At 67.5% G+C, this 21793-nt stretch carries 19 protein-coding genes and 2 pseudogenes; 9 read left to right on the forward strand and 12 right to left on the reverse strand.

Features of this window, described 5'->3' with window-relative positions:
• Window positions 1–1038 precede the first annotated feature (1038 nt).
• From ACFZDJ_RS51845 to ACFZDJ_RS51855, 3 genes are read right to left on the reverse strand one after another with little or no spacing between them, the layout of a single operon-like run.
• Window positions 1039–1746, reverse strand: a complete 708-nt coding sequence (locus ACFZDJ_RS51845; protein ID WP_390938686.1) for a phenylalanine--tRNA ligase beta subunit-related protein — start codon at window positions 1744–1746, stop codon at window positions 1039–1041.
• A 45-nt stretch (window positions 1747–1791) separates the two neighbouring features.
• Entirely contained in the window at window positions 1792–2439 is a 648-nt protein-coding gene (locus tag ACFZDJ_RS51850) for an FMN-binding negative transcriptional regulator (RefSeq protein WP_390938688.1), read from the reverse strand.
• A gap of 54 nt (window positions 2440–2493) precedes the next feature.
• Window positions 2494–3330, reverse strand: a complete 837-nt coding sequence (locus ACFZDJ_RS51855; RefSeq protein ID WP_391070057.1) for an EamA family transporter — start codon at window positions 3328–3330, stop codon at window positions 2494–2496.
• 118 nt (window positions 3331–3448) lie between these two features.
• Here ACFZDJ_RS51855 and ACFZDJ_RS51860 point away from each other — a divergent pair, with 118 nt between their 5' ends.
• Window positions 3449–4033: a cupin domain-containing protein gene (locus tag ACFZDJ_RS51860; protein WP_390938692.1), complete on the forward strand. Its 585-nt coding sequence runs from the start codon at window positions 3449–3451 to the stop codon at window positions 4031–4033.
• Window positions 4034–4240: 207 nt separating this feature from the next.
• Here ACFZDJ_RS51860 and ACFZDJ_RS51865 read toward each other — a convergent pair whose 3' ends face one another.
• From ACFZDJ_RS51865 to ACFZDJ_RS51880, 4 genes and pseudogenes are all read right to left on the reverse strand, one after another.
• Window positions 4241–7165: an FAD-linked oxidase C-terminal domain-containing protein gene (locus tag ACFZDJ_RS51865; protein ID WP_391070059.1), complete on the reverse strand. Its 2925-nt coding sequence runs from the start codon at window positions 7163–7165 to the stop codon at window positions 4241–4243.
• 65 nt (window positions 7166–7230) lie between these two features.
• The gene (locus ACFZDJ_RS51870) at window positions 7231–8070 is read right to left on the reverse strand and encodes an enoyl-CoA hydratase-related protein (RefSeq protein ID WP_391070061.1); all 840 of its coding nucleotides are present in this window, start codon (window positions 8068–8070) and stop codon (window positions 7231–7233) included.
• A 50-nt stretch (window positions 8071–8120) separates the two neighbouring features.
• Window positions 8121–8543 (reverse strand): annotated as a pseudogene (locus ACFZDJ_RS51875) (fumarylacetoacetate hydrolase family protein); the annotation flags it as partial.
• Window positions 8544–8748: 205 nt separating this feature from the next.
• Window positions 8749–9708: a zinc-binding dehydrogenase gene (locus tag ACFZDJ_RS51880; protein ID WP_391070062.1), complete on the reverse strand. Its 960-nt coding sequence runs from the start codon at window positions 9706–9708 to the stop codon at window positions 8749–8751.
• Window positions 9709–9914: 206 nt separating this feature from the next.
• Here ACFZDJ_RS51880 and ACFZDJ_RS51885 point away from each other — a divergent pair.
• The 3 genes and pseudogenes from ACFZDJ_RS51885 to ACFZDJ_RS51895 all read left to right on the forward strand — a co-directional run.
• Window positions 9915–10082 (forward strand): annotated as a pseudogene (locus ACFZDJ_RS51885) (TetR family transcriptional regulator); the annotation flags it as partial.
• A gap of 552 nt (window positions 10083–10634) precedes the next feature.
• Window positions 10635–10877: a hypothetical protein gene (locus tag ACFZDJ_RS51890; RefSeq protein WP_391070064.1), complete on the forward strand. Its 243-nt coding sequence runs from the start codon at window positions 10635–10637 to the stop codon at window positions 10875–10877.
• A gap of 40 nt (window positions 10878–10917) precedes the next feature.
• On the forward strand, window positions 10918–11181 hold the full coding sequence (locus tag ACFZDJ_RS51895; protein ID WP_391070066.1) for a hypothetical protein: 264 nt from the start codon (window positions 10918–10920) through the stop codon (window positions 11179–11181).
• A 135-nt stretch (window positions 11182–11316) separates the two neighbouring features.
• Here the strand turns inward: ACFZDJ_RS51895 and ACFZDJ_RS51900 are convergent, their stop codons facing one another.
• Entirely contained in the window at window positions 11317–12228 is a 912-nt protein-coding gene (locus tag ACFZDJ_RS51900) for an alpha/beta fold hydrolase (protein ID WP_391070068.1), read from the reverse strand.
• Window positions 12229–12349: 121 nt separating this feature from the next.
• Between ACFZDJ_RS51900 and ACFZDJ_RS51905 the strand changes: the two genes are divergently transcribed.
• Window positions 12350–12991, forward strand: coding sequence for a TetR/AcrR family transcriptional regulator (locus ACFZDJ_RS51905; RefSeq protein ID WP_168515484.1), 642 nt, complete (start codon window positions 12350–12352; stop codon window positions 12989–12991).
• Between the two features lie 154 nt (window positions 12992–13145).
• On the opposite strand, the gene ACFZDJ_RS51910 is transcribed toward ACFZDJ_RS51905, so the two are convergent.
• A complete protein-coding gene (locus ACFZDJ_RS51910; RefSeq protein WP_391070070.1) occupies window positions 13146–13907 on the reverse strand; it encodes a maleylpyruvate isomerase family mycothiol-dependent enzyme in 762 nt (253 codons plus the stop codon).
• A 64-nt stretch (window positions 13908–13971) separates the two neighbouring features.
• Between ACFZDJ_RS51910 and ACFZDJ_RS51915 the strand changes: the two genes are divergently transcribed.
• The gene (locus ACFZDJ_RS51915) at window positions 13972–14907 is read left to right on the forward strand and encodes a MerR family transcriptional regulator (RefSeq protein WP_391070072.1); all 936 of its coding nucleotides are present in this window, start codon (window positions 13972–13974) and stop codon (window positions 14905–14907) included.
• Between the two features lie 55 nt (window positions 14908–14962).
• Window positions 14963–15151 carry a LuxR C-terminal-related transcriptional regulator gene (locus ACFZDJ_RS51920; RefSeq protein ID WP_391070074.1) on the forward strand — a complete coding sequence of 63 codons (189 nt, stop codon included), beginning with the start codon at window positions 14963–14965 and terminating at the stop codon, window positions 15149–15151.
• A gap of 302 nt (window positions 15152–15453) precedes the next feature.
• On the opposite strand, the gene ACFZDJ_RS51925 is transcribed toward ACFZDJ_RS51920, so the two are convergent.
• From ACFZDJ_RS51925 to ACFZDJ_RS51935, 3 genes are all read right to left on the reverse strand, one after another.
• Window positions 15454–16275 carry an alpha/beta fold hydrolase gene (locus ACFZDJ_RS51925; RefSeq protein ID WP_391070076.1) on the reverse strand — a complete coding sequence of 274 codons (822 nt, stop codon included), beginning with the start codon at window positions 16273–16275 and terminating at the stop codon, window positions 15454–15456.
• 202 nt (window positions 16276–16477) lie between these two features.
• On the reverse strand, window positions 16478–17260 hold the full coding sequence (locus ACFZDJ_RS51930) for an SDR family oxidoreductase (protein ID WP_391070078.1): 783 nt from the start codon (window positions 17258–17260) through the stop codon (window positions 16478–16480).
• 76 nt (window positions 17261–17336) lie between these two features.
• Window positions 17337–18605, reverse strand: coding sequence for an NADH:flavin oxidoreductase/NADH oxidase family protein (locus tag ACFZDJ_RS51935; RefSeq protein WP_391070080.1), 1269 nt, complete (start codon window positions 18603–18605; stop codon window positions 17337–17339).
• Between the two features lie 314 nt (window positions 18606–18919).
• On the opposite strand from ACFZDJ_RS51935, the gene ACFZDJ_RS51940 reads away from it, so the two are divergent.
• Window positions 18920–20503, forward strand: coding sequence for a succinic semialdehyde dehydrogenase (locus tag ACFZDJ_RS51940; RefSeq protein WP_391070082.1), 1584 nt, complete (start codon window positions 18920–18922; stop codon window positions 20501–20503).
• A 77-nt stretch (window positions 20504–20580) separates the two neighbouring features.
• A complete protein-coding gene (locus ACFZDJ_RS51945; protein ID WP_391070084.1) occupies window positions 20581–21510 on the forward strand; it encodes an NAD-dependent epimerase/dehydratase family protein in 930 nt (309 codons plus the stop codon).
• Window positions 21511–21793: the final 283 nt, after the last annotated feature.

A 21793-nucleotide genomic window follows, 5' to 3' on the forward strand; every position in this document is an offset into this window, starting at 1 on the left:
AAGCGGGGGTTTTGATTCCGTTCTGCGGGTGTCTTCCGGGGGTTGGGGGTGGTGTGCGAGGCTCGGGGTCGGGTGGTCGCGGGGGTGTGTTGGTGCCTCTTGCGTGGGCCTCGGGCGAGGCTATAGTGAAACCGGCCGAGCGGTTTTGTTTTGCGAGTGGTTCTCTGGCGGGTGTCGGTGGTGCCGGGGGGACGGTTTCCGGGGATGCGCATGGCCCGGGCCGGCACCCGAGGTGCGTGCCCTCCGCGTTCTGCTTCGGTAACGGCTCGGGCGCGGAGTCGGTGGCCGGCTCCAGATGAGCGCCGCAGGGATACGGACGGTAAGCGTGGCTGCCGACAGGACTGCGGGCCGCCGTAGGCGACTTGGACTGGGCTGCTGTCGCAGGCCAGGCTGGCGGGGCAGGAGTGCCAGGCGAAGTCAACGGTGCAGGTGCCTGTGTGGAAGTCGCTGATGCTGCCGAAGTGGCCGCGGGCGAGGCTGAGTTCGCAGACGGTGACGAGGGTGACCTCGGCGCCGTCCCGGCGTAGCCGCTCCGCCCGTTCGGCGCAGTCGGTAAACAGTGGCAGCATCTCGGCGTTCGTCAGCTCGTAGGGGAAGGGTGAGAACCGCACCTCCAGGCCCGCGTACGCCCCGTACCGCGGTGCAGTTCAGGTCCTTCGCAACGACCCGCATGTCCCGTTCGGCGTCCCGGGGTTCGAAGACGGGTGCGATGTGTCGCCGTTGGGAAAGGTGCCGGCGTTGTGGTGCATGCCCTTGCCGCGCAGTATGACTGATGCCTCCGATGGGAAGCGCTGGATGTCGTACGGCGCGATCGTCCAGGTTCCAGCCGCGTCAAAGGCCCGCCACAGCCCGCCGGACCAACCAGTCTCGTCAATCGGTACGTTCCTACCGCGTACCCCGAGAAGCAGGTCGACCCTGTCACGCCATAGGTGCCCATCCGTCCGGGCTCGCCGTCGCTCCTTTGTGCCTGGCTCTGGATTGGCTGGGTGGACGTCGGAGGGCGGGGCGCTGAGGCGGGTCCGAGGCCGGGTGGAGGACTCAGGCGGTGGCCTGGTCCCGTGCCGGGCTGAGGTAGTGCACGGCGGTCTGTTCGGCGTGCGGGATGAGCAGGCCCTGCAACTCCTCGGCTGCGACCTTGAGAAGGTCGCCGTCACGGGTGGAGTGGAGGGTTTCGAGGACGAAGGTGACGTGGGTGGAGTCCATGGTGACGCGGGTGCGGTGGGCGTCGCGGTGGTTCCAGTGGCGTGTCAGGACGCCGGTGGTGTCCGCATAGATGATCTCGCCGGGCTTGGGGTTCTCGGTGGACTCAGGTTCGCCGAGCGGGGTGAAGGTCTCGGTGCCGTCCGCGTGGCGGATGTCGACGTCGCCGGTGACGTGGTCGAGATCGAAGGCACCGGCGGGCAGGCCGTGGCGGACGGAGACGGCGTTGTAGGAGTCGACGGCCGGATTGATACGCGGCAGGGCCCCCTTCTTCGCGAGGCGGCGACCGAGCGCGTCGACGCTGGGGCGGATACGGCGGGGGTTGGTGCCGAAGGCGCGGTAGGCGGTGTGCCACGCCTCTATACGGGGGTCGGTCTCGTTGGCGGGCTGCCAGGTGCCGTCGGCGAGTTGCTGCTCCAGGTCCTCCACGGCGGCGGTGGTGTGGGGCCAGGATTCATGGCTACGCAGGCCGGTGGCGGTGACCAGGGCGATAAGGGTGTCGGGGAAGGCGTCGGCGACGGCGGGGCTGAGGCGGAAGACGGTCATGAGCGGGGTTCCGTTCCTGAGTGCGTGCGTGCGAATGGGCGCGGGTCAGGGATTCCAGGGTCCGATGCGGTCCAGGCGGCGGCGCTGCTGGAGCGCGGTGGGCACGTCGAGGCCCGTGCCGCGGGCAGTGAGGTGGTCGGCTACGGCGGTGCGGTGCTCGACGGGCTTGTGGTCGTCGTACTTGAACTTGGCCGCCACGTCGGTGACTTCGAGGCGCAGGCCGCGGATGCCGGGCAGCAGCCGGCCGTAGGGCGGCTGGTCGGCGGCGACGGGGGCGTGGTCGCCGTCGGGCTGGAAGTGGGCGAGTTGGCGGCGCAGCAGCTCGGCCTTGGCCTCGGGGTCGTCGATGATGTGGGCGCGGCAGGTGAACTGTACGGCCGTGTAGTAGCTGGTGGGGACGCCGTCGGTGGGCGGGGTACCGGCTGTGGCGCGCCATGGGCCGGGGATGAATGCGTAGTCGCCGAAGACGGTGAGGAGCACGTTCGGGTCGTGGTCGATCGACTTCCAGGCCGGGTTGGGACGGGCGAGGTGAACCAGGAGGTGGTCGCCGTCGCTGGTGAAGTGGGTGGGGACGGCGACGGGCGGGTGGCTGGGCAGGCCGTTGACGCTCAGGATTCCGAAGTCGTGCCCTTCGGCTATCCAGCTCTGCCATTCGGCTTCGTCCAGGCTGGTGTCCCAGGGTTGGATGAACATGCTGTGCTCCTTACGTAGTCGGCGGAGGCGGGGGAGGGAGAGGGGAGCGGGGGGTCAGGTGAGAGCGAGGAGACTGACGGCGACGGCGGCGGCGCCCAGTCCGACGAGCTGGCCGCGACGGATGCGTTCGGCGAGCACGCTACGGGCGAGCAGGACGGTGCCGGCCGGGTAGAGAGCGGTGATCACGGCGACGACGGTGAGGTCCCCGCTGCGTGCGGCTAGAAGGAACAGCAGGTTCGCCATGGAGTCCAGCACGCCGGCGGCTGTCGACATCGCGTACGCGGGGCGCTCGGAGCCGAGCCTGCGGTACATGAGGCCGGCCGCGGCCAGGATGACGGCAGAGGAGACCGCCCGGCCGATGATCAGTGGGGCCACGCCGCTGTCGGAGGGCGCCTGGTGCAGGAAGATCAGCTGGAAGGCGATGGCACCTCCCGCGCCGAAGGCCAACAACAGCGCGGTGCGGGACGGGCGTGCTGTTCCGGCGCCATGTCCGGCGCTGACCAGCACCACCGCGACCAGCGCGAGCGGCAGGCCCACCAGCCCGGCAGCGCCCAGGTGCTCGCCCTGCAGCAGGCCCACGCCGACGGGCAGCATGGCGGACACGAGGGCGGTGACGGGCGAGAGTACGTTCATCGGGCCGATCGCCAGGGTGCGGTAGAGCAGGGCGAATGCGGCGGCCGAGGCGATGCCGGACGCGGCGCCCCAGGCGAGGGCGTCGGCGCTGAACGAGGCGCCGAGGAACGGCCACAGCAGCAGCTCGACCGCGAGCGAGGCCGGGGCCGCGATCATCACGGTGCGCAGCACATGAGCCTTACGGGCCCCCAGGCCGCCCAGGAAATCGGCGCATCCGTAGGCGAGTGAGCTGCCCAGGGCCAGCAGCAGAGCGATCACGGTACATCCCTTACGATCTCGATGGAACGACTAGACGGTACAACGAACCGACTGGCGTGTGTCAACAAAACGACCGGACAGTGCATTAAAGTGGTCCACTGGCGAGGATGGTGATCGGATGGCCGAGACAGAGGCAGCCCTGCGGACGCTCGCGCACAACGTCAGGACGGCCCGCACCCGCGCGGGCCTGTCCCTGGACGAGCTCGGCCGTCGCGCCAAGGTCAGCAAGGGGGCCCTGGTCGGGTTGGAGAAGGCACAGGGCAACCCGAACTTCGCCACCCTGGTCCGGCTGGCCGACACTCTCGGCATTTCGGTGTCCGCGCTGATGGAGGGGCCGTCCGAAGGGCGCGTTCGCGTCGTGGCCGCCGACGCCGTGATGCCGTTGTGGACCGGAGCGCAGGGCAGCGAGGCCCGGCTCATGCTGACGACCTCGGGCCCGGCACCGGTCGAGGTCTGGCGCTGGAAACTGGAACCGGGCGAGGAGTACCCCAGCCACCCCCACCAGGCCGGAGTCGTAGAAACGGTCAGCGTCACCGCCGGCCGGATGACCCTGATCGTCGACGGCGCCGAGCACCTCGTCGAAGTCGGACAGACCGCCACCTTTGACGGCGACGCCACCCACACCTACCGCGGCGCCGGCACCGAGTCCTGCCACCTGATCATGACGGTCCACCTGCCGCCCGGCCCCGCTTCCACATCCTGAGCCGACGACACCCGGGAAGGCCGCAGTGGCGCCGACCTGGGGCCAACTCGTTCAGCTGGACGCTGCGGGCAAGAACCCGGGCCCGTCGCGGGAGTGCGTGCGCGGGTTTGGCCGGGAGCCGCAGCAGATCTTCCACGAGTGGAACAGCATTGCGGATGTCAGCGAGTACGAAGCGAACTATCAGCGAGTGTGCGTGCGCGTATCAGCTCAAGATGGTCTGGTGAGTTCTTCGAGTAGGAAAATGAAGGACTCGTATGGCCGCCCGGTAGCGTGTCGAAGACCCATTTCGCATGTGCGGTTTGCCGAGAGGTACGCCTGAGCCGGAGAGGCCTCGAGTCCGGCCTTCTCGTCCCGTGTCGCGGAGACCACCAACTCCGGATGGAGCAGACCGCGGTCTCCCGCAGTGCCACAGCAGGTTGTGCCGACGGGCACCACGGTCGTGTCGGCCAGGAAGGACGCAATGGTCTTGAGGGCATGGTTGAGCCCGAGGTGGGTCGTGGAACACGTCGGATGCAGTGCGACCGTCTCGAGCTTGCGGTTCGCTGAGAGACGGGGAAGCAGGTCCCGGCACCAGGTGATCGAGTCTCGGATACTCATGGCCTCCATCTGAGCGCGCCGTGAGTCGTCGACGTGCTTGGCGACATCCTCGAGCAGCCCATGGGTGCAGGACGCGGCATCGATCACGATGGGGAGCGAGCCGTGATCGGTCCACCGCCAGAAGGCGTCGCAGATCGCATCCGCCATCCATTGGTGCCCGTCTGCGAGACCTTTGCTCGCCCAGGGCGTCGAGCAGCACAGTCCGCGCACGTCATCGGGTATCCACAGGGGCATGCCGGCGCGGGCGGAGAGCGAGACGAACGCTTCCGGGAGCGACGGCGTGCTCGGTTTGTCGGGGTCGCGCCCGAAGATGCGGTTGATGCAGGCCGGGAAGTACACGGCGTACCCAGACCGCCGCTCGGTATGCGGGAGGTGGGCGGGTGCCGGGTGGGGCATGGGACCCGGCACCGAGGGGATGAGATCGCTGCTGACGACACATCGTGCCGCGTCGGTCAGCTCCGTGAGAACCTTCACGTCGATGCGGGACTGGACGCCATCGACCGCCGACATCGCTGTGCGTGCGAGCCTTTCGATCTGGCCCCAGTGCTTGGCTGCCGCCAGCCCGGCATGCTCACGGGAAGTGGTGGACTCGGCACGGCGGAATCCCTTGATCAGGTCCCCGGTGTTGATCTGCACAGGGCACGGGATGGCGCAGGTTCCATCAGCGGCGCACGTCTCGATGCCGTCGTATTCATACTCGGCCTGGAGCTGTGCGAGCACCGGAGAATCCTCGGGTTGCCGGGCCATCTCCCGGCGGAGGGCGATCCGCTGCCGAGGGGTCGTCGTCACATTGTGACTGGGGCACGTGGCTTCGCAGAATCCACATTCGATGCACAGGTTCGCTACTTGTTCGATCTTAGGCGTGGATTTGAAATCCTTGAGGTGGATTCCGTCGTCGGTCGTCAGGATGACGTTTGGCCCGAGGACCCCATGTGGATCGGCGAGACGCTTCAGTCGCCACATGATGTCGGTTGCTTTGGCGCCCCATTCGTGTTTGACGAAGGGTGCCATGTTGCGTCCGGTGCCGTGTTCGGCCTTGAGTGAGCCATCGTACTTTCCGATGACCAAGTCGACCAGGTCGGACATGAATGCCCCATAGCGTTCCTTGTCGGCTGCCTCGGAAAGTATGGGAGTCAAGGTGAAGTGCAGGTTGCCGTAGGCGGCGTGGCCGGCGACTCCGGGGAGGAATCCGTGCTTGCTGAGCAGTTGTTGCAGGTCGTGGGCACCGTCGGCGATACGTGCGGGAGGGAAGCACACGTCTTCGTTGACGACTGCGCTGCCTTCTGGTCGCAGGTGACCGACGATGCCGAGCAGGCCCTCGCGCACCCGACAGTCGCATTCGATGAGGTCCTCGTCTCGAGTGAACTCGATCGGATGCAGCAGGGGGGTGTCCGCGAGAAGCTCTCGGACGTGCTGCTCGGCGTCATCGAGTGCGTCGGCCTCGCCGCGGAACTCCACGAGGAGGGCTGCCGACTTGGGATCCAGCGTGCGCCAGTAGGAGGGGGCGCCCGGGAATGCCTGTGCCGCCACGGTCAACGCGGGCGCCATCATCAGTTCCACCGCCTCCGCGCCCAGGTCGACCAGCGCGGGTACCAAGCGTGCCGCCGCGTCGATGGATTCGGTGGCGATCCACGCCACAGTGGTGAGTCCGGGGTTGGGGAGGGTGTCGATCACGACCTCGGCCATGAAGGCCAGGGTTCCTTCCGAGCCGACGAGCAGCCGGCGGAAGATCTCCAGCGGCGTTTCTGCGTCGAGAAAGGCGTTGAGGGCATATCCGGTGGTGTTGCGGATTGTGTACTTGTGCCTGATCCGTTCGACGAGTTCCTTATCGGCGAGTATTTCCGTACGAAGGGCGAGCAGGCCGTCAGCCAGTTCGGGCTCGGCCTTGGGGAACGCGGATTCGGCGTCGGGGGAGTCGGTGTTTATCGTGGTTCCGGAGGGGAGTACGAAGGTGATCCCGGCTACGCAGTGGTACGCGTTTCGGGGCAGCGAGCACCGCATGCCTCCCGCGTTGTTGGCGACAACCCCGCCAATGGTGGCTACGTCGGCGCTGGCGGGATCGGGACCGAGCCGGCGCCCATACCGTGCCAGGACGGCGCTTGCGTGAGACAGAATCGTGCCTGGGCGCGCCCGCAGGCGGGCGCCGTCGTTTTCGACAGTCATTCCGGCCCAGTGGCGCCGGACATCGATCAGTATGTCGTCGGACTGTGACTGGCCGTTGAGGCTGGTACCTCCGGACCGGAAGGTGGCGTGCCGCCCGGTTCGGCGGCAGTAGTCGAACACCGCGGCGACGTCGCGCGCCTCTCGTGGTTGCACGACGACTTGTGGAAGAAGCCGGTAGGGGCTCGCGTCCGAGGCGTAGCGCACCAGGTCCGAGAGCCGGTGCAGGACTTGCCCGGAATCCAGCAGTTCGGTGAGGTCGCGGACGAGGTCCACCGGTGAGCCGCCGAGATGTTCGACGCCGACCGCATCGGGCTGCGCCGGCCCGTCCGGACGTCCGATGCGGCTGGGCTCGGGGGCGAAGAGCTTTTTCATGCGACGGCCTCCAATGGCCCAGCGGAGCATTGCGGTGTCCGAGTGGGCTGGGCGGGATCCGCTTGTCATTCAGGCGAACGGCGGGAGAGTTCCGACAGGTAGGCCATCTCCAACTCGCCTTCATAAGTTTCGGCGCCAGCCTTTAGTGCTTCCTTCATGCGTGCCTGTGTCACCTCGCTGGCGACGCTCAGATCGGACTCGTGGGCCTCCACCAGTAGCCCCTCCGACAGCGAACCGAATGCTCCGGAATCGACTGATGCCTTGGCATGGGCGATGGCATGCGGAGGAAAGGAAGCGATGCGGTGAGCCAGCTTTTCGACAAAAGGAGTCAGCTCGTCCGCCGGCAGTGCCCGATTGATGTAGCCGTAGCGTTCTGCTACTTCCGCCGGGATGTCGTCGCAGCCCAGGAGCACCTCCAAGGCGCGCCCCCTCCCCATGAGCCGCGGCAGTCTCTGCGTGGCACCACCGCCCGGAACGAGACCGATTGCCACTTCCGGTTGGGCGAAGACGGCTTTGCCGACGGCTGCGAAACGCATGTCCATGGCCAGCGCGATCTCACTGCCTCCGCCCCTCGCCCGGCCCTCGATCTTGGCGATGCTCACTTTGGGCATGTTCCTGAACCGCTCGCCGATCGTCTGCGTAAGACGAAAGTTGCGAGTATTGGAAACCGTTTTAGAAAGCGTTCCAACCCGCCCCAGGCCGGAATGAGCTATGAAGAACTCGGGAACCGCACTCTGCAGGACCACGACCCGGACGCTCTCATCCGCCTCGAGTTCCCTGCCGAGTCTGTCAAACTCCTGCGACAGATATTCGTCAAGGAGATTGATCGGCGGGTGGTCGATGGTGACGAATGCCGCCCCGGTATCAAACTCGAACCGGAAATACTTGTCATCAGAGTAGGCCATGGGCGCGGCTCCTTTCGGATGATGGCCGATAGCGGATCGCCGCTCCCGGTTCAGGCGCTCACGAAACGCTGACGAAGCTCGCCGATGCCGGTGATGTAGCTGACCAGCTCCTCGCCCGGCTGCAGCCACCGCTGCGGGTTGCGGCCGACGCCGACGCCGGCCGGGGTGCCGGTGAAGATCACGTCACCGGGCAGCAGCGCCAGAGTCGCTGACAGGCCCTCGACCAGCTGGGGCACCGGGAAGATCAGGTTGCTGGTGCGGGAGTGCTGCACGGTCTCACCGTCGATGGCGCAGCCGAGTTCGAGGTCGTCCGGGTCGTCGAACTCGTCCGCGGTGACCACCCACGGCCCCATCGGGGCGAACCCGGGGAGCGACTTGCCCATACTGAACTGAGGCGCGGGGCCCTCGGTCTGCTGGATCCGCTCGGAGATGTCCTGGCCCACGGTCAACCCGGCCACGTAGGACCAGGCATCGTGTTGCAGAGCGCTGATACATCCCACGCCCCAGCGACACGAACGCCGTGCAGTCCCAGGCCGCCGGAAGGTGCACTCGCCGCACTGATCTCCCACCTCGGCACGGCACGCCTGGTCCAGGGCCCATCTTTCACCGACGCGACGCCTTGCTGAGCGGACCGAGTAAGGACACGGATTCAGCGCCTGCCGATACCGGACGCCAGAACTATCCGTTCACCAGCAAGATCTTGCCGATGTGCTGGCCAAGGTCCAGAAGTCGATGTGCTTCGGCGGCCTCGGCCATCGGCAGGATTTGGTCGATGACCAGTTGTACGGCGCCGTTCTCGATCAGCGGCCAGACCTCATTCTGCGCTTCGGCCACGATGGCGGCCTTCTGTGCTACCGGACGGGAGCGCAAGGTGGTGCCGTGTATCGATGCCCGCTTGAATACCAGCTCGCCAAGGTTGAGTTGCCCGATGAGGCCGTCCTGCAGGCCGATGACAACCAGGCGTCCGTCGGTAGCCAGAGACTGGACGTTTCGTTCAAGGTACTGGCCGCCGATGACATCGAGGATCATGTCGTAGGGGCCGTGCTCGGTGAAGTCTTGTGTGCGGTAGTCGATCGCCAGGTCGGCGCCCAATTCACGTGCTCGGGCGGCCTTCTCAGAGCCTCCGACGGTGGTGACGACGCGAGCGCCGATTGCCTTGGCGATCTGGATCGCAAAGGTGCCGATGCCTCCGGCTCCGCCGTGCATGAGAAGCGTCTCGCCCTCCTTCAGCTTCCCGGTCATGACGATGTTGGACCAGACCGTGGTGACTGCTTCGGGCAAGGCGGCCGCCTCGACCAGGCCGATTCCCTTGGGTACCGTGAGCAACTGTCCTGCGGGGACAGCGACCTTCTGTGCGTAGCCGCCTCCCGCCAGCAGTGCGCAGACCTCGTTGCCTACCTGCCAGCCAGTCACGCCCTCGCCGACGGCGCTGATGCGGCCCGAGACCTCCAGCCCCGGGTACGGCGATGCCCCTGGCGGCATCGGGTACCGGCCCATCCGCTGCGCGACGTCCGCCCGGTTCACCGCGCTGGCCACCACCTCGACGACGACTTCGCCGGCTGCGGGCAGCGGGTCCTCGACCTCGATCCATTCCAGAACCTCAGGACCACCCGGTTCCCTAATCGATATTGCCTTCATGGCGCTCCGTTCGCACGGCTGAGATGTTGGGCTCCCGCACACGCCCAAGGGATGCGTTGGCAACGTGTCCTTGCCAATGGTTCGGCAGGCCGGACGCTCGCGCCACAAGGCGAGGCCAGAGCGGGAGGGCTGACCTTCTGCCTTGGAAGGGCTCGCCGAAAAGCCCTAATGTGTACGCTGCACACATTAGAGGACGAGAGTGTGCAGTGTCAACATTGAGCAGTGGCCGCTACCACCACGGTGATCTGCGGGCTGCGTGTCTGCGTGCGGCTTGGACTTGCTGGAGGAGAGCGATGAGGCCGCCGTTTCGCTGCGCGCAGTCGCCCGTCGCGCCGTACCGGCATCACCCGGACAAGGGAGCGCTGCTTTCCGCCGCGCCTGACGCCAGGACGAGCGCGTCGCTGAGACCCGCCTTCATCCTCCGCTGGAGGCCGCGCTGATCTGGAGTTACCTCGTGCACCGACCGCGATTCAGCCGGCGGCCGGTTCAGTGGCTCGGTGATCCGCTCGGTCCGCTTGGCGTCGCGGTTGAAACCAGGCGGCAATCGGTGACGTCTCCGAGGGCAGCGGCTCCGTGCACAACACGAAGAGCGTGTATGTGCCCCGTCGGCCGCGTGTGCCACTGCCTACCAACCCGTACGTGCGCTTTGCGGGATGTCGCGCTGCTGAAGACGGTCTATGCCGCTGGAAGTCCGCGCCGTCGGATCCCCCGTCCTCCTTTGTGGCATCCCCGGCGAACGTCTGCGTTACCTGACCACCGATCAGATACGTGGTGCCTCGGATAGCATGTTCCTCCAGTTCGGAAATTCACGCTGTGGATAGCGCCCAGCCTGGCCGAACTCGCTCACCGACTCGTCAAGGCGCCGCGCCGGCGCTCCGCTCTCGCCCGCCGCCTGGCCAACCGGACTTCACGGTTGTTCCCCTGGCGTGCGGCCCGGCCAGCCCCTCAGCCGCAAGGCGTTCAACGACCAACTCGCGCGCCACGGCGTCAAGGTCGGACCGGCCAGGACCGCAGCCCTCATCGCACTCGCCGCCGAACTGCCCCCGCCAGACCTGGCAGAGCTGCCCGGTGTCCATATCCGCAGCGCACTCAAGTGGGCTCACAACGCTCAGCGTGACGGGAGCGCTTACCTCACCGCCTGCGTCACCGACCGTGACGCGGGCGGATGAACCTCCATATCGGCCAACGGAAATGGAACGGGAACTCGTGATGAAGCGGTACATCCTCACCGGCACGCCCGGCGCAGGAAAGACATCGATCCTCAGACAACTGCAAGAATTCTTCTTCATCCGCAACATCGGGTTCTGTGAGCCCACTGCCGCCCGCCGGATGAGCTTCCAGGAGTCGTTGGCGTTCGAGCAGATCCACGAGCGGAGTTATCGGCAGTTCGGCTACGACCTCATCGATGTCCCAGCCGGTGAGGTGGCCGATCGGGTGGCGATGATCGCAGACGTCATCTCGCAGCTCACGTAAGACGGGTCCGCAGTAGACATGCCCAAGACTGGGAGTCGGCATGGACCTCAGGAACCCGGGTTGGCTGACGGCAGGTACTAGGGGTCGGCTTGAACTGGGGCCGAGGCCGGCTCCCCGGCTCATCGGCGGCGATTGTCAGTCGACGGAGTCCATGAAATCCAGCATTCGGCGGTTGACCTCTTCCGCGTGGTCGATCTGTGGTCCGTGACCTGTGTTGGAGATGATCTCTGCCCGGGTTCCCGGTATCAGGCGGGGCACGCGCTCCATTTGCCGCTGTGGGTGCACGAGCAGGCTGCGCTTGCCGAGTGCGAGGTAGAGCGGGGTACGGATGGTGGACAGCTCGTCGTCGGTCAGGGGGAGAGGGGCCGGGCGGCGTATGCGGTAGGCGCGGACGGCTGTTCTGATCATCGTGCGCAGCTCCGGCACGACGAGGACCGGCTGCTCCAGCCAGGCTGCCAGTCGTGGGCGGAGCGCCTTGGGGGCGAAGGTTGCGAAGAGACTGGCGAATATCCAGACGAAGAAGCGAAGTCCCACCTTCTCCAGGCCTCCGGGGTCGAGCAGCGTGACCGAGGCGAGGCGGTCGGGCCTGCGGTGCGCCTGGTTCAGCGCCAGCCAACCGCCGTACGAGGAGCCGACGAGGTGGACGCGGTCGAGCCCGAGTCCGGCGAGTGTCTCGTCCAGCCACTGTGCGGCGCGTTCCGGTTGGTGGATGGGTTCGCGCTGCACGCTGCGTCCGGGGTCGCCCGGGGTGTCGATCGCGTAGACCGGGCGATCGGCGCTGAGCGCGCGGGTGTTCGGGTACCACATGGCAGAGCAGGAGCCCGCACCGTGCACCAGGACGACCGGGGTGCGGGACCGGGCGGCAGGGGTCGCGGGACCGTAGCGGTAGACGTGCGTGGCGCCGAAGGACGTCTCCACGTCCTCTTCGGCGAGGGCGGGCGCTCCCAGGGCGTAGACCGCGTCGCAGGCCGCGAAGTAGCGGTCGCGCCAGGCTTCGTTCACGTAGCGGCCGACGTCGGCCTGAGGGCGGGCAGTGGTCTCGGGCACAGGCACCTCCGGGTTCAGTTCCTTTATGGTACGAACGTACCACCATGATGGTACCGCTGTATCATCAACGGGTCCCGGCAGGGTCGTACCAGCGAAACGGCGAGCGGAGGAGAGAAGGCCGATGCCCAAGCGCGTGGATCATGCGGAGCGCCGCACCGAGATCGCCGAGGCACTAGTCCGGGTTGCCGGGCGGCATGGGCTGCATGCCGTGGGAATGCGCGATGTGGCGGCCGAGGCAGGCGTGTCACTGCGGCTGGTGCAGTATTACTTCGAGACCAAAGAGAAGCTGCTGCTCTTCGGGCTGCAGTACCTGACGGAGAGGTTCGGGGCACGGGTCGCCACCCGGATCAAGGACAGCGGGGACAGTCCCGGACCGCGTGCCATGGTCGAGGCGCTGCTGATGGCGGCCCTGCCCACGGACGAGGAGAGCCGCACCTTCCATTTCGTGTACACCTCGTACGCCATGCTGGCCGTCAATGACTCCGCACTCGCCGCCCAGCCCTTCATCAAGGACCCCGACGCCGCCGAGGACGCCGTGACCGGAATCCTCCGGCAGGCACAGGAGGCCGGTCTGCTCCGGCCCGGTGTGGAACCGAGACTGGAGGCAGCCGGTCTGCTTGCCATGTCCGCGGGACTCGGCACCGGCATCCTCGTCGGCCAGCGCAGCCCCGAGTCGGCCGTCGCCGTCTTGGAGCACCACCTGGATCGCATCTTCCATGGCGGTGAGCGAGACCTTCCGACCCGGCCGACGGGCGTCGCATGACGTCAATTCCCGTGTAAATCCCCGAGATTGACGATCAGTCACTGCCTTCCAGCCTGTCGACAACCGCTGCCGTCGAATCCAAATGAAGCCACCCGGGGAGACAGCGAGCGTGGCGGCGGCATCGGCGACCGCCGACACTGCGGTTCACCTGGGGCTAGAGCGCCGCGTGGGCCAGCCAGTGGTTCAGCAGCGCGCGGTCGCCCGTCACCGTCACGCGGTCGTCCTCCGGCGGGAGACGGTGGGAAAACACGAGCATGAGGTCCGCCACGGCCCCTGACACCACCACGTCGGCCATGACCGGCCCGCGCTCCCACCGCAGCGCCTCAGGTGCCCTGGTGATCACCCAGCCCTCCGTGGACCTCGGCCGGAATCCGATCCGCTCGCCCCGGCCGCGCAGCCCGGCGACCGCCGGCCTGGTCGTCTCAAAGCCCGGTGTGGACAGCAGGTCCAGGTTCTCGCTGATCACGTCGGCCGCGAGGTCGTCGGCTGTCTCGAACGCGGTGTCCGTCGCAAACGCCGCGTCGTAGTGGTGGACGCAGGTGTCGCTCAGCATCCTGCGCAGCCAGAAGGCCGCGGGCCGCGGCCCGAAGAATGTGCGCGTCTCGGTGTCCGCGCCGGTCTCCTGGATCGTGCTGATCAATCCCTCCGTGCCCTCGCGCAGCCACCGGGCCCACTCGTCCGGGGCGCCGGGTTCGGCCTGCCGCGGGTCGGGGATGGGTAGTTGCTCGCCCCGGCGCACGAGTTCGGCCGCCCACCGGTGCTCCTGGCCGACGTGCCCGACCAGGGTACGCAGCGGCCATTCCGGGCAGGTGGGCACCCGCGTGTCCGGGTCCCTTCCGGCGACCGCGCGGGTGAACCCTCTGGTCTGCTCCCACAGGTCCTCTGCGAGCCGTGCGGTGTCCAGCGTCGACGTCATCACGAATGCTCCTCCCACGGGGTGACGCCAGTACGGTAGAAACTCCAGTCCAGTGGAGGTTCAAATGCCTTTGCTCGATGAGACGCTCGGGATCGGCGACCTGGCACGGCTGACCGGTGTGCCGGTGCGAACCATTCGCTTCTACTGCGACGAGGGCATCGTCGACTCGGTGCGCAGCACGGGCGGGCACCGTAGGTTCGACCAGGCGGCCGTGGAGCGGCTGGGCCTGGTCAGACAATTGCGCGGGCTCGGGCTCGGGTTGCCCTCCATCAGGATGGTGCTCGCCGGTGAACGCTCCGTGGCCGAGGTCGTCGCGGCCGAGCGGGCCGCGCTCGACGTGCAACTCGCGGACCTGGCCTGGCGGCGGGCCTCACTGCGCGCTGTCGAGGAGGCGGGACCGGCCGTCCGGGCCGCCAGGCTGGAGCTGTTGGCCGCCGTGGCGAACGGTGGTGCCGCTCGCGACGCGCTGATCGGCTTCTGGAGGCGCACGATGGTCGCCCCGGTATCTGAGGCGATACTCACCGCGTTCGTGACCATGGCCGTGCCCGGGCCGCCCACCGACCCGTCCCCGGCGCAAGTAGTCGCATTCGCGGAACTGTTCGCTCTGGCCGGGGACCGGGCATTGACACGGGGTCTGCTGGCCATGGCGCGGGCCAACGCCGAACTGATCGCCGACGAGGACGAGCTGTTGAACGGGATCAGTGAGGCGTGCGCGCTGGCCCAGCCCAGGGTGCGGGCGGGCGAACCTCCCCGCGTGGGCCCGGAACTCGACCGGTTCGTCGCGGCACATGCCTCGGTCCGCGGCGGCAGTGACTCCCCGCAGTTCAGACGCCGACTGCTGGCCTACGTGGCCGCCGACCGTGTCCCGCGGATGCGCCGCTACTGGCGGCTCGTGGCCGAGGCCAGCGGCGACCCGGTCACTTTCGGCGCGTCCCACCTGTGGTTGACCGACTCCCTCGAACGCTCCGTAAGCCCTGGCGGTGCTGCCGAGCCGTGCTGAGCAGACCGGGACGATTCACGCGCGGAGCGAACCGCGAGCATCAGGCCTCGCGACCGTGCAAGCCGGCGACTCGGCGGACAGCCGCCTGTCACCTCAGCAGTACAAGATCGCAAGGCTCGCCGCCGCGGGTATGACGAACAAGCAAATCGGTCAACGACTGCACCTCTCGCCGCGGACAACGCCCTTTTGCTTGGGGGGAGTCGAGGCACTCTCCGAAGGTGGGTTTCTCAACCGAGGGTCGTAGTCGAGGGCCCCGAGCCTGTCGTTCTGAAGTTGGGGGGTGGTGCCGCACTGGGCGGTCGGCGTCGGCGGTACTGGCGCGCGCTGGAGCCGAAGGCCGAAGCACGGCGGGCTTATGCCACCGAACAGGTCGCGGACACGGCCTGCGAGCGCACCGCCCCACACCTGCCGGCCACGCGGCTGGGGCAGTTGCGCCGGGGCGATCGGTGGCCGCGCGATGGGCCGAACGCCTGGTTCCGCTGCCGACCGGCCGGTCAGCGAGGACGTCAGGGTGGGGACTGCCTGCAGGGCGGGACTCCGGGCGTTTCAGGCGTGGGCTCGGCTGTTGTGGACGGCCCAGGCCAGGGCGAAGTCGGCGACGTCCTCCCAGCCGTCCTGTCCGACGGTGTAGTGGGAGCGGTCAGGGAACTCGTGGTAATCGGTGACGGCCGACGACTTGCGGTAGAGCCGGGCGTTGGCCTTGTTCACCTTCGGTGGGACGATGTGGTCCGCTCCTCCGGCTATGAACAGCAGCGGTGCGCGGCTGTTGTTGCGGAAGTCGACACGGGTGGTGGCACGGGGGTTGAAGTTGGCGAACGCGCCCTGGAAGAGGACGCGCGCGGAGCCGGGCACGTGGTGCCGGTCGTAGACCGCCTGTGATTCCTGGTCGGTCAGTGTGTTGGTGAACGCGTAATGGAACTGGCGCGGGGTCAGGCCCACTGCCTTGTTCTTGTTGGCAGGGTTGCCCAGTACGGGCCAGGCCGATTTGAGCGTGGACAGCGGTAGCGGAAGCACACCCTTGACCGGGGCTGAATCGATGGCTACGCCTGCGACGCCGAGGCCCCGGGACAGAAGGATCTGCACGAGAGCGCCTCCGAAGGAGTGGCCCATGATGATTGGCTGCTCGTCCAGGCCGCGGATGGTCCGTTCGTAGTGGTTGGCAATCTCGCCCAGTCCGACACCCGCAATCGAGGACGGGTCGCGCCGCAGTTCCTCCACCGTGCCCTCCAACCCGGGCCAGGCCGGCGCCAGTACGCGGTGGCCCGAAGCGGTGTATCGGTCGCTCCACTGTTCCCAACTGCGCGGAGTCATCCACAAACCGTGGATCAGGACGATCGTGCCGGTCTTCGGCTTACCGATCGGGGGCATGAGGCTCTCCTAGAACTGTTTCCACGTCGAGCACGTCGGTCGCCACGATCGAGGAAGCTTGGGACTTGAGGAATGCGGCTCGAACCGGAGGCGTCCGTGGGCGTGTTGTACGACGCCGGGCTGGTGGCGAAACATCAAGATCTCGATGTCGTTCACCCCTACAAGTCACCGCGGGTGAAACAGTTTTCGCCACGCACAGTGATCAGATGCGGCGCAGGGCACCGCCGTCGACGTCCCACTCCGCGGCGGTGACCTGGCGGGACAGGGGCGAGACGAGATATGCGACGACCTGCGCGACATCGTCCGGTTGCCCAATCCGGCCCGTGAGCAGCGGCCGGATCTCCGTCACCATACGGGTGATCGCGCTCTCCCGGTCCGTACTCCACAGCTCGGCGGCCTGGTCGCCGAAGCCGCCGGGCCGGTCGTACAGCGGGGTGCGGGTGGGCCCGGGGATGACGACGTTCGAGCGGATGCCCTGCGGGCTGAACTCGGTGGCCAGTGAAGTGGACAGTGCCAGCAGCGGAAGCTTGGCCGCCGCGTAGTCCATGTTGCCGATCTCCGGCAGCCGCGCGGAGTCGCTGCCGACGTGCACCAGGCTGCCGCCACCGCTGTCGAGCAGGGCGGGCACGGCGGCGCGGCTCATGCGGCGGGCGGCGTGGAAGTTGAGATCGAAAGTGGCCAGCCACTGCTCGTCGGTGATGTCCAGGAAGCTGCTGCGGGCATGGAGCCCGCCGGCGTTGTTGACCAGGGCGTCGATGCGGCCGTGCTGTTCCAGCACAGTAGCGATCACCCGGGCCGGTGTCGCGCGGTCGGTGAGGTCGGCTTGGACGGCGGTGCCCCGCGCGCCGAGACCGGTGTCGACCGGATCGCGGTCGACACCGACCACAACGGCACCTTCCTCTGTGAGCAGACGGGCAGTGGCTTGTCCGATGCCTGAGGCGGCACCGGTGACGACCACTACCTTGTCGGTCAGTTGCAGATCCATGACGTTCTCCTTCGGGGGTGAAGCCAGCGGTGCGGGCGGCTTGCCGCGGCGCGTGAGACGGGGAGAGATTCCGTGGTCAGCTGGGCGCCAGCCGGGGCAGCAACAGGTCCCGGGCGGTGGTGAGGAGAGCGATCGCGAGGGCGATCACGGGGCCGCGATCGGGGCGAACGGCCTTACCACGGCCCATGCGGGCGATCTGCTGTTGGTGCCAGGCACTGTTGAGGAGGTCGTCGATGTTCTTGTGGCCGAGTGTCTTCGGCGTCACCAGGCTCTTCTCGGCGGTTCCGTCCAGGAGGCGCTGCGGCAGGTCCGGCTCGTAGGTGATGGGGCGCGCCAGTCCGACGACGTCGACCGCACCGCTGTCCAGCGCGTCGTTCATGCCCTGCCGGCTGCGGAATCCGCCCGTCAGCATGAGGGGTACCGACACTTCCTGGGAGAATCGCTCCGCGAACTCGAGGAAGTACGCTTCCCGCTTGCGGGTCGACTCCCGCTGAGAGGCACCCGCGACCATGGCGGTGTTCTCGAACGTTCCGCCGGAGATCTCCAACAGGTCGATGCCCTCCTGCTCCAGGGACCGGGCGACGGCCAGGGAGTCCTCGGCGTCGAAGCCACCGCGCTGGAAGTCGGCGGAATTGAGCTTGACCGCGATCAGGAACTGGTTGGAGGTCGCTGCCCGGACCTCGCGCACCGTCTCGATGAGCAGCCGCATTCGGTTCTCCAGCGAGCCGCCCCAGCGGTCCGTGCGCTGGTTGACCAGCGGCGACAGGAACTGGTTGAAGAGATAGCCGTGTGCGGCGTGGATCTCTACGCCGTGGAAGCCGGCATCGGCGGCCACCTTGGCGGTACGGGCGAAGCGGCCGATGATCGAGGTGATCTCCGCGTCGGACAGAGCACGCGGCGCCCGGAACAACGCGTTGCCACCCACGGCGAGGGGCACCGCGGAGGAGCTGACGACCTCCTGCCGGCGCCCGGGGAGCACGTTGCCGCGCATCGTCTGCCGCCCGGGGTGTGACAGCTGAAGGATGAACTTGGCTTCGGTGCCGTTGGTCACCGCGGCCCAACGGCGCAGTTGCTCATGGTGTCGGCCGTCCTCGATGACCACGTTGCGCGGCGCTTCCAGCGCCGTGCCGTCGACCATGACATTGCCGCTGATCAGCAACCCGGTCCCGGAGAGCGCCAGCGCCCGGTAGGCGGTGATGAGCTGATTGGTGGGTGCCCCTTGACGGTCCGCGAGATGCTCGCTGGTCGCGGCCTTGGCGAGCCGGTTCGGCAGCGTGATGCCGTTGCGCAGGGCAAGCGGGTCGGCCAGCGCATTGCGCCCGCCTCCCGCTCGGTTCTCATTCATCTGACGTCCACCTTCCTGGACTGTACGTCGTACATGCATGCTGTACAGGTGAGCATGTACGACGTACGAGTGTCAAGGCGGAGGGAGTGCTGATGGGTCCCTGTGTCGCGCCGCCTTCCGTATTGGCGGCGGAGCACGCCAAGTTCGGGTGTATCCGGTGGGTGACGTGCGTGATCTGCAGCCCCGCACCTCGTGGCTTGCTTGACGCCTGTACTTAGTACATGTTTTCCTATACATCGTCCATGTACATCGCATGATGTCCTCTATCGGTGAGAACGCCATGGCATGGATGGAATCCTGTTTGGAGGTGACCGATGAGAAAGTCCTCGGAGGGTCGAAGGAGTACTTCTGCTGTCGACGCGGGACGGCCGGACGCCCCGCTGGTCCGGAGGCTGACGGCAGGGGTTGCCGCCACCGGCGAACCGGTGGCCACGACCGCCCCGTTCACCGGCGACGAGCTCGCCGTTCTACCCCAGTCCACGGCCGCGGACGTCGCCGATGCCTTCGCCGCCGCGCGTGAGGCCCAGCGCAGTTGGGCCGCCCTGCCGGCGCGTCGCAGAGCCGAGCCCTTCCTGCGGCTCCACGACGCGATGCTGTCCCGCCGGAACGAGATCCTCGATCTGCTCCAGTGGGAGAACGGCAAGGCTCGCCACCACGCCTTCGAAGAACTGATGGAAGCGGCGTCGTCGACGCTGTACGCGGCCCGGCAGGCCCCGAAGGTCCTGCGGCCCCACCGCAGGCAGGGAGCCTTCCCCCTGCTCACCCAGGCGGTCGAGACACCTCACCCGAAGGGCGTCGTGGGCATCATCACGCCGTGGAACTACCCCCTGGCCCTCGGCATGGACGTGATCCCGGCCCTGCTGGCCGGCAACGCGGTGGTCCACAAACCCGACAACCAGACCGCGCTGTCCAGTCTCTGGCCCCGCGCACTGCTCCAGGAGCTGGGCCTTCCCGCAGACCTGTGGCAGGTGGTACTGGGGCGCTCGAAGGTGGTGGGGGACCCCATGATGAAGCACGCCGACTTCATCGGCTTCACCGGCTCCACGGCCGTCGGCCGCACCATCGCCGAACAGGCCGGTCGACGCCTGATCGGCTGCTCCCTCGAGCTCGGCGGCAAGAACCCGCTCCTGGTGCTGGCCGACGCCGACCTCGACCACACCGTGGATTCTGCCGTCCGAGCATGCTTCGCAAGCTCCGGACAACTGTGTGTTTCGGTCGAGCGCATCTATGTCCACACCTCGCTGTACGAGCAGTTCGTCACACGCTTCGGCGCACGCGTCCGGGCCATGAAGCTGGGAGCACAGCTGGACTTCACGGCCGACATGGGCTCACTCACCTCCCAGGGGCAGCTGGACCGGATCAGTACCCAGGTCGAGGAGGCCCGCGCCGCAGGTGCGTCCGTCGTGGCGGGCGGCCGGCCACGCCCGGACCTCGGCCCCTACTTCTACGAGCCGACCGTGCTCACCGGAGTCACCCCTGAGGTGCCGCTGTGGCGGGACGAGACATTCGGGCCGGTGGTGTCCGTCTACCCGTTCGAGAACGAGGAGGAGGCGGTGCGCGCTGCGAATGACTCCGTCTACGGGCTCAATGCCAGCGTCTTCAGCCGCGATGTCCGCCGAGCCCGCCGACTTGCCGCCCGAATCGAAGCGGGCACCGTGAACATCAATGAGGGCTATGCCTCCGCATATGCCTCCCAGGGCGCCCCGATGGGCGGCATGAAGGACTCCGGCCTCGGACGCCGACACGGCCGGGCAGGCCTCCTCAAATACACAGAGCCCCAGAACGTGTCCAGTCAGCACGTGCTCGGCTTCGACCCCCCAGCCCGGATGAGCAAGGCCGGCTATGCCGAACTGCTCACCGCGTCACTGCGCACCCTCAAGACCTTGCGCGTACGGTGACTCACTTTCAGTAGTCATCAACCGCGCGAGATGCCCCCTGCCCCATCGCACTCCACCCCCCACCAAGAGAGACGATCATGAAGGTACTCATCACCGGCGCGACCGGCTACATCGGCCGGGCAGTCGCCCAGCGACTGCTCACCGCCGGGCACGACGTCACCGGCCTGGTCCGCAACGAACTCGGCGTACGCACACTGACCACGGCCGGCATCGAGCCCGTGCACGGTGGACTCGACGACGCGGACTCCCTCCGCGCCGCGGTGAAGGGCGCCGACGCTGTCATCGAGACCGCGAGCGCGGACCACGCCGCGTCCACCACCGCTCTGCTGAAGGCCATAGCCGGCACCGGAAAGCGCTTCATCCGAACCAGCGGCACCGGCATCTACACCGATCTCGCCGGAGGAGAGCCCACCGACATCGTCCACACCGAGGACGACGGCTACACCCCCATCCCCCCACTGGCGCCCCGCTACAGCCTGGACGTCATGGTGCAGGAAGCCGCACAGTCCGGTGACCACACTGTCGTGCTGCGTCCCACCATGATCTACGGCTACGGCGGCAGCGAGCAGCTTCCCATGATGCTCCGCGCCTCCCTGCGCGACGGAGTCAGCCGCTACCTAGGCCGCGGCCTGAACCGGTACGGCAATGTCTATCTCGATGACCTGGCCGACGCCTATCTGCTCGCGCTGGAACACGCCCCCGCAGGCAGCGTCTACAACCTCGCCAGCGACGAGTGCGACTTCCGTCGCATCGCGGAGGCCATCGGGAAACTGTTCGGCTTCGGGGGCGCCGGCTCCGCCACCGAGGAGGAGTTCGCCCAGGCCCTCGGCCCCCTGCCCGCTGCCGGCCTGGGCAGCAACAGCCGGGTGGACTCGACCAGGGCGCGCACCGAACTGGGGTGGGTGCCGCAGGGCCCGCCGCTGCTCGACGAGCTCGTCCACGGTTCGTACCGCCGGATCTGGGGTCCCAAAGGCATCACCGTCACTCCCGGACAGTCGACCTCATGACCGAAGCACTGACCGAAGTACTGACCGAAGCACCCTGACACGTCGCGGCCGACCGCTGTGATCCCGAGCGGGCACCGTAGCGCCTTCCTGGCCTGGCACGAGATGGGACCCCCTCTCGTGCCAGGCCAGGAAGGCGCTGTCCGGGGTGCATCGTGCGGTGGTATGGGAAGACCTGGCGGATACCCGAACTTCTGGGAGTTGCGGGGCGATCCGGGTGTGTTGTTCGTGCTGCGCGATGGCCCGGCACACCCCCACGTGATGGTCCGGCACACCCGGATCGGGT

The sequence above is a fragment of the Streptomyces sp. NPDC007896 genome (genome assembly GCF_042959425.1).
Classification (GTDB): Bacteria; Actinomycetota; Actinomycetes; order Streptomycetales; family Streptomycetaceae; genus Streptomyces.

Excerpts from the sequence above, each read along its gene's own strand:
- ACFZDJ_RS51865 (WP_391070059.1), bottom strand. The coding sequence starts at position 7,165 with ATGAAAAAGCTCTTCGCCCCCGAGCCCAGCCGCATCGGACGTCCGGAC.
- ACFZDJ_RS51870 (WP_391070061.1), bottom strand. The coding sequence starts at position 8,070 with ATGGCCTACTCTGATGACAAGTATTTCCGGTTCGAGTTTGATACCGGG.
- ACFZDJ_RS51935 (WP_391070080.1), bottom strand. The coding sequence starts at position 18,605 with ATGAATGAGAACCGAGCGGGAGGCGGGCGCAATGCGCTGGCCGACCCG.
- ACFZDJ_RS51925 (WP_391070076.1), bottom strand. The coding sequence starts at position 16,275 with ATGCCCCCGATCGGTAAGCCGAAGACCGGCACGATCGTCCTGATCCAC.
- ACFZDJ_RS51850 (WP_390938688.1), bottom strand. The coding sequence starts at position 2,439 with ATGTTCATCCAACCCTGGGACACCAGCCTGGACGAAGCCGAATGGCAG.
- ACFZDJ_RS51880 (WP_391070062.1), bottom strand. The coding sequence starts at position 9,708 with ATGAAGGCAATATCGATTAGGGAACCGGGTGGTCCTGAGGTTCTGGAA.
- ACFZDJ_RS51905 (WP_168515484.1), top strand. The coding sequence starts at position 12,350 with ATGCCCAAGCGCGTGGATCATGCGGAGCGCCGCACCGAGATCGCCGAG.
- ACFZDJ_RS51910 (WP_391070070.1), bottom strand. The coding sequence starts at position 13,907 with ATGACGTCGACGCTGGACACCGCACGGCTCGCAGAGGACCTGTGGGAG.
- ACFZDJ_RS51940 (WP_391070082.1), top strand. The coding sequence starts at position 18,920 with ATGAGAAAGTCCTCGGAGGGTCGAAGGAGTACTTCTGCTGTCGACGCG.
- ACFZDJ_RS51895 (WP_391070066.1), top strand. The coding sequence starts at position 10,918 with ATGAAGCGGTACATCCTCACCGGCACGCCCGGCGCAGGAAAGACATCG.
- ACFZDJ_RS51915 (WP_391070072.1), top strand. The coding sequence starts at position 13,972 with ATGCCTTTGCTCGATGAGACGCTCGGGATCGGCGACCTGGCACGGCTG.
- ACFZDJ_RS51930 (WP_391070078.1), bottom strand. The coding sequence starts at position 17,260 with ATGGATCTGCAACTGACCGACAAGGTAGTGGTCGTCACCGGTGCCGCC.
- ACFZDJ_RS51860 (WP_390938692.1), top strand. The coding sequence starts at position 3,449 with ATGGCCGAGACAGAGGCAGCCCTGCGGACGCTCGCGCACAACGTCAGG.
- ACFZDJ_RS51945 (WP_391070084.1), top strand. The coding sequence starts at position 20,581 with ATGAAGGTACTCATCACCGGCGCGACCGGCTACATCGGCCGGGCAGTC.
- ACFZDJ_RS51845 (WP_390938686.1), bottom strand. The coding sequence starts at position 1,746 with ATGACCGTCTTCCGCCTCAGCCCCGCCGTCGCCGACGCCTTCCCCGAC.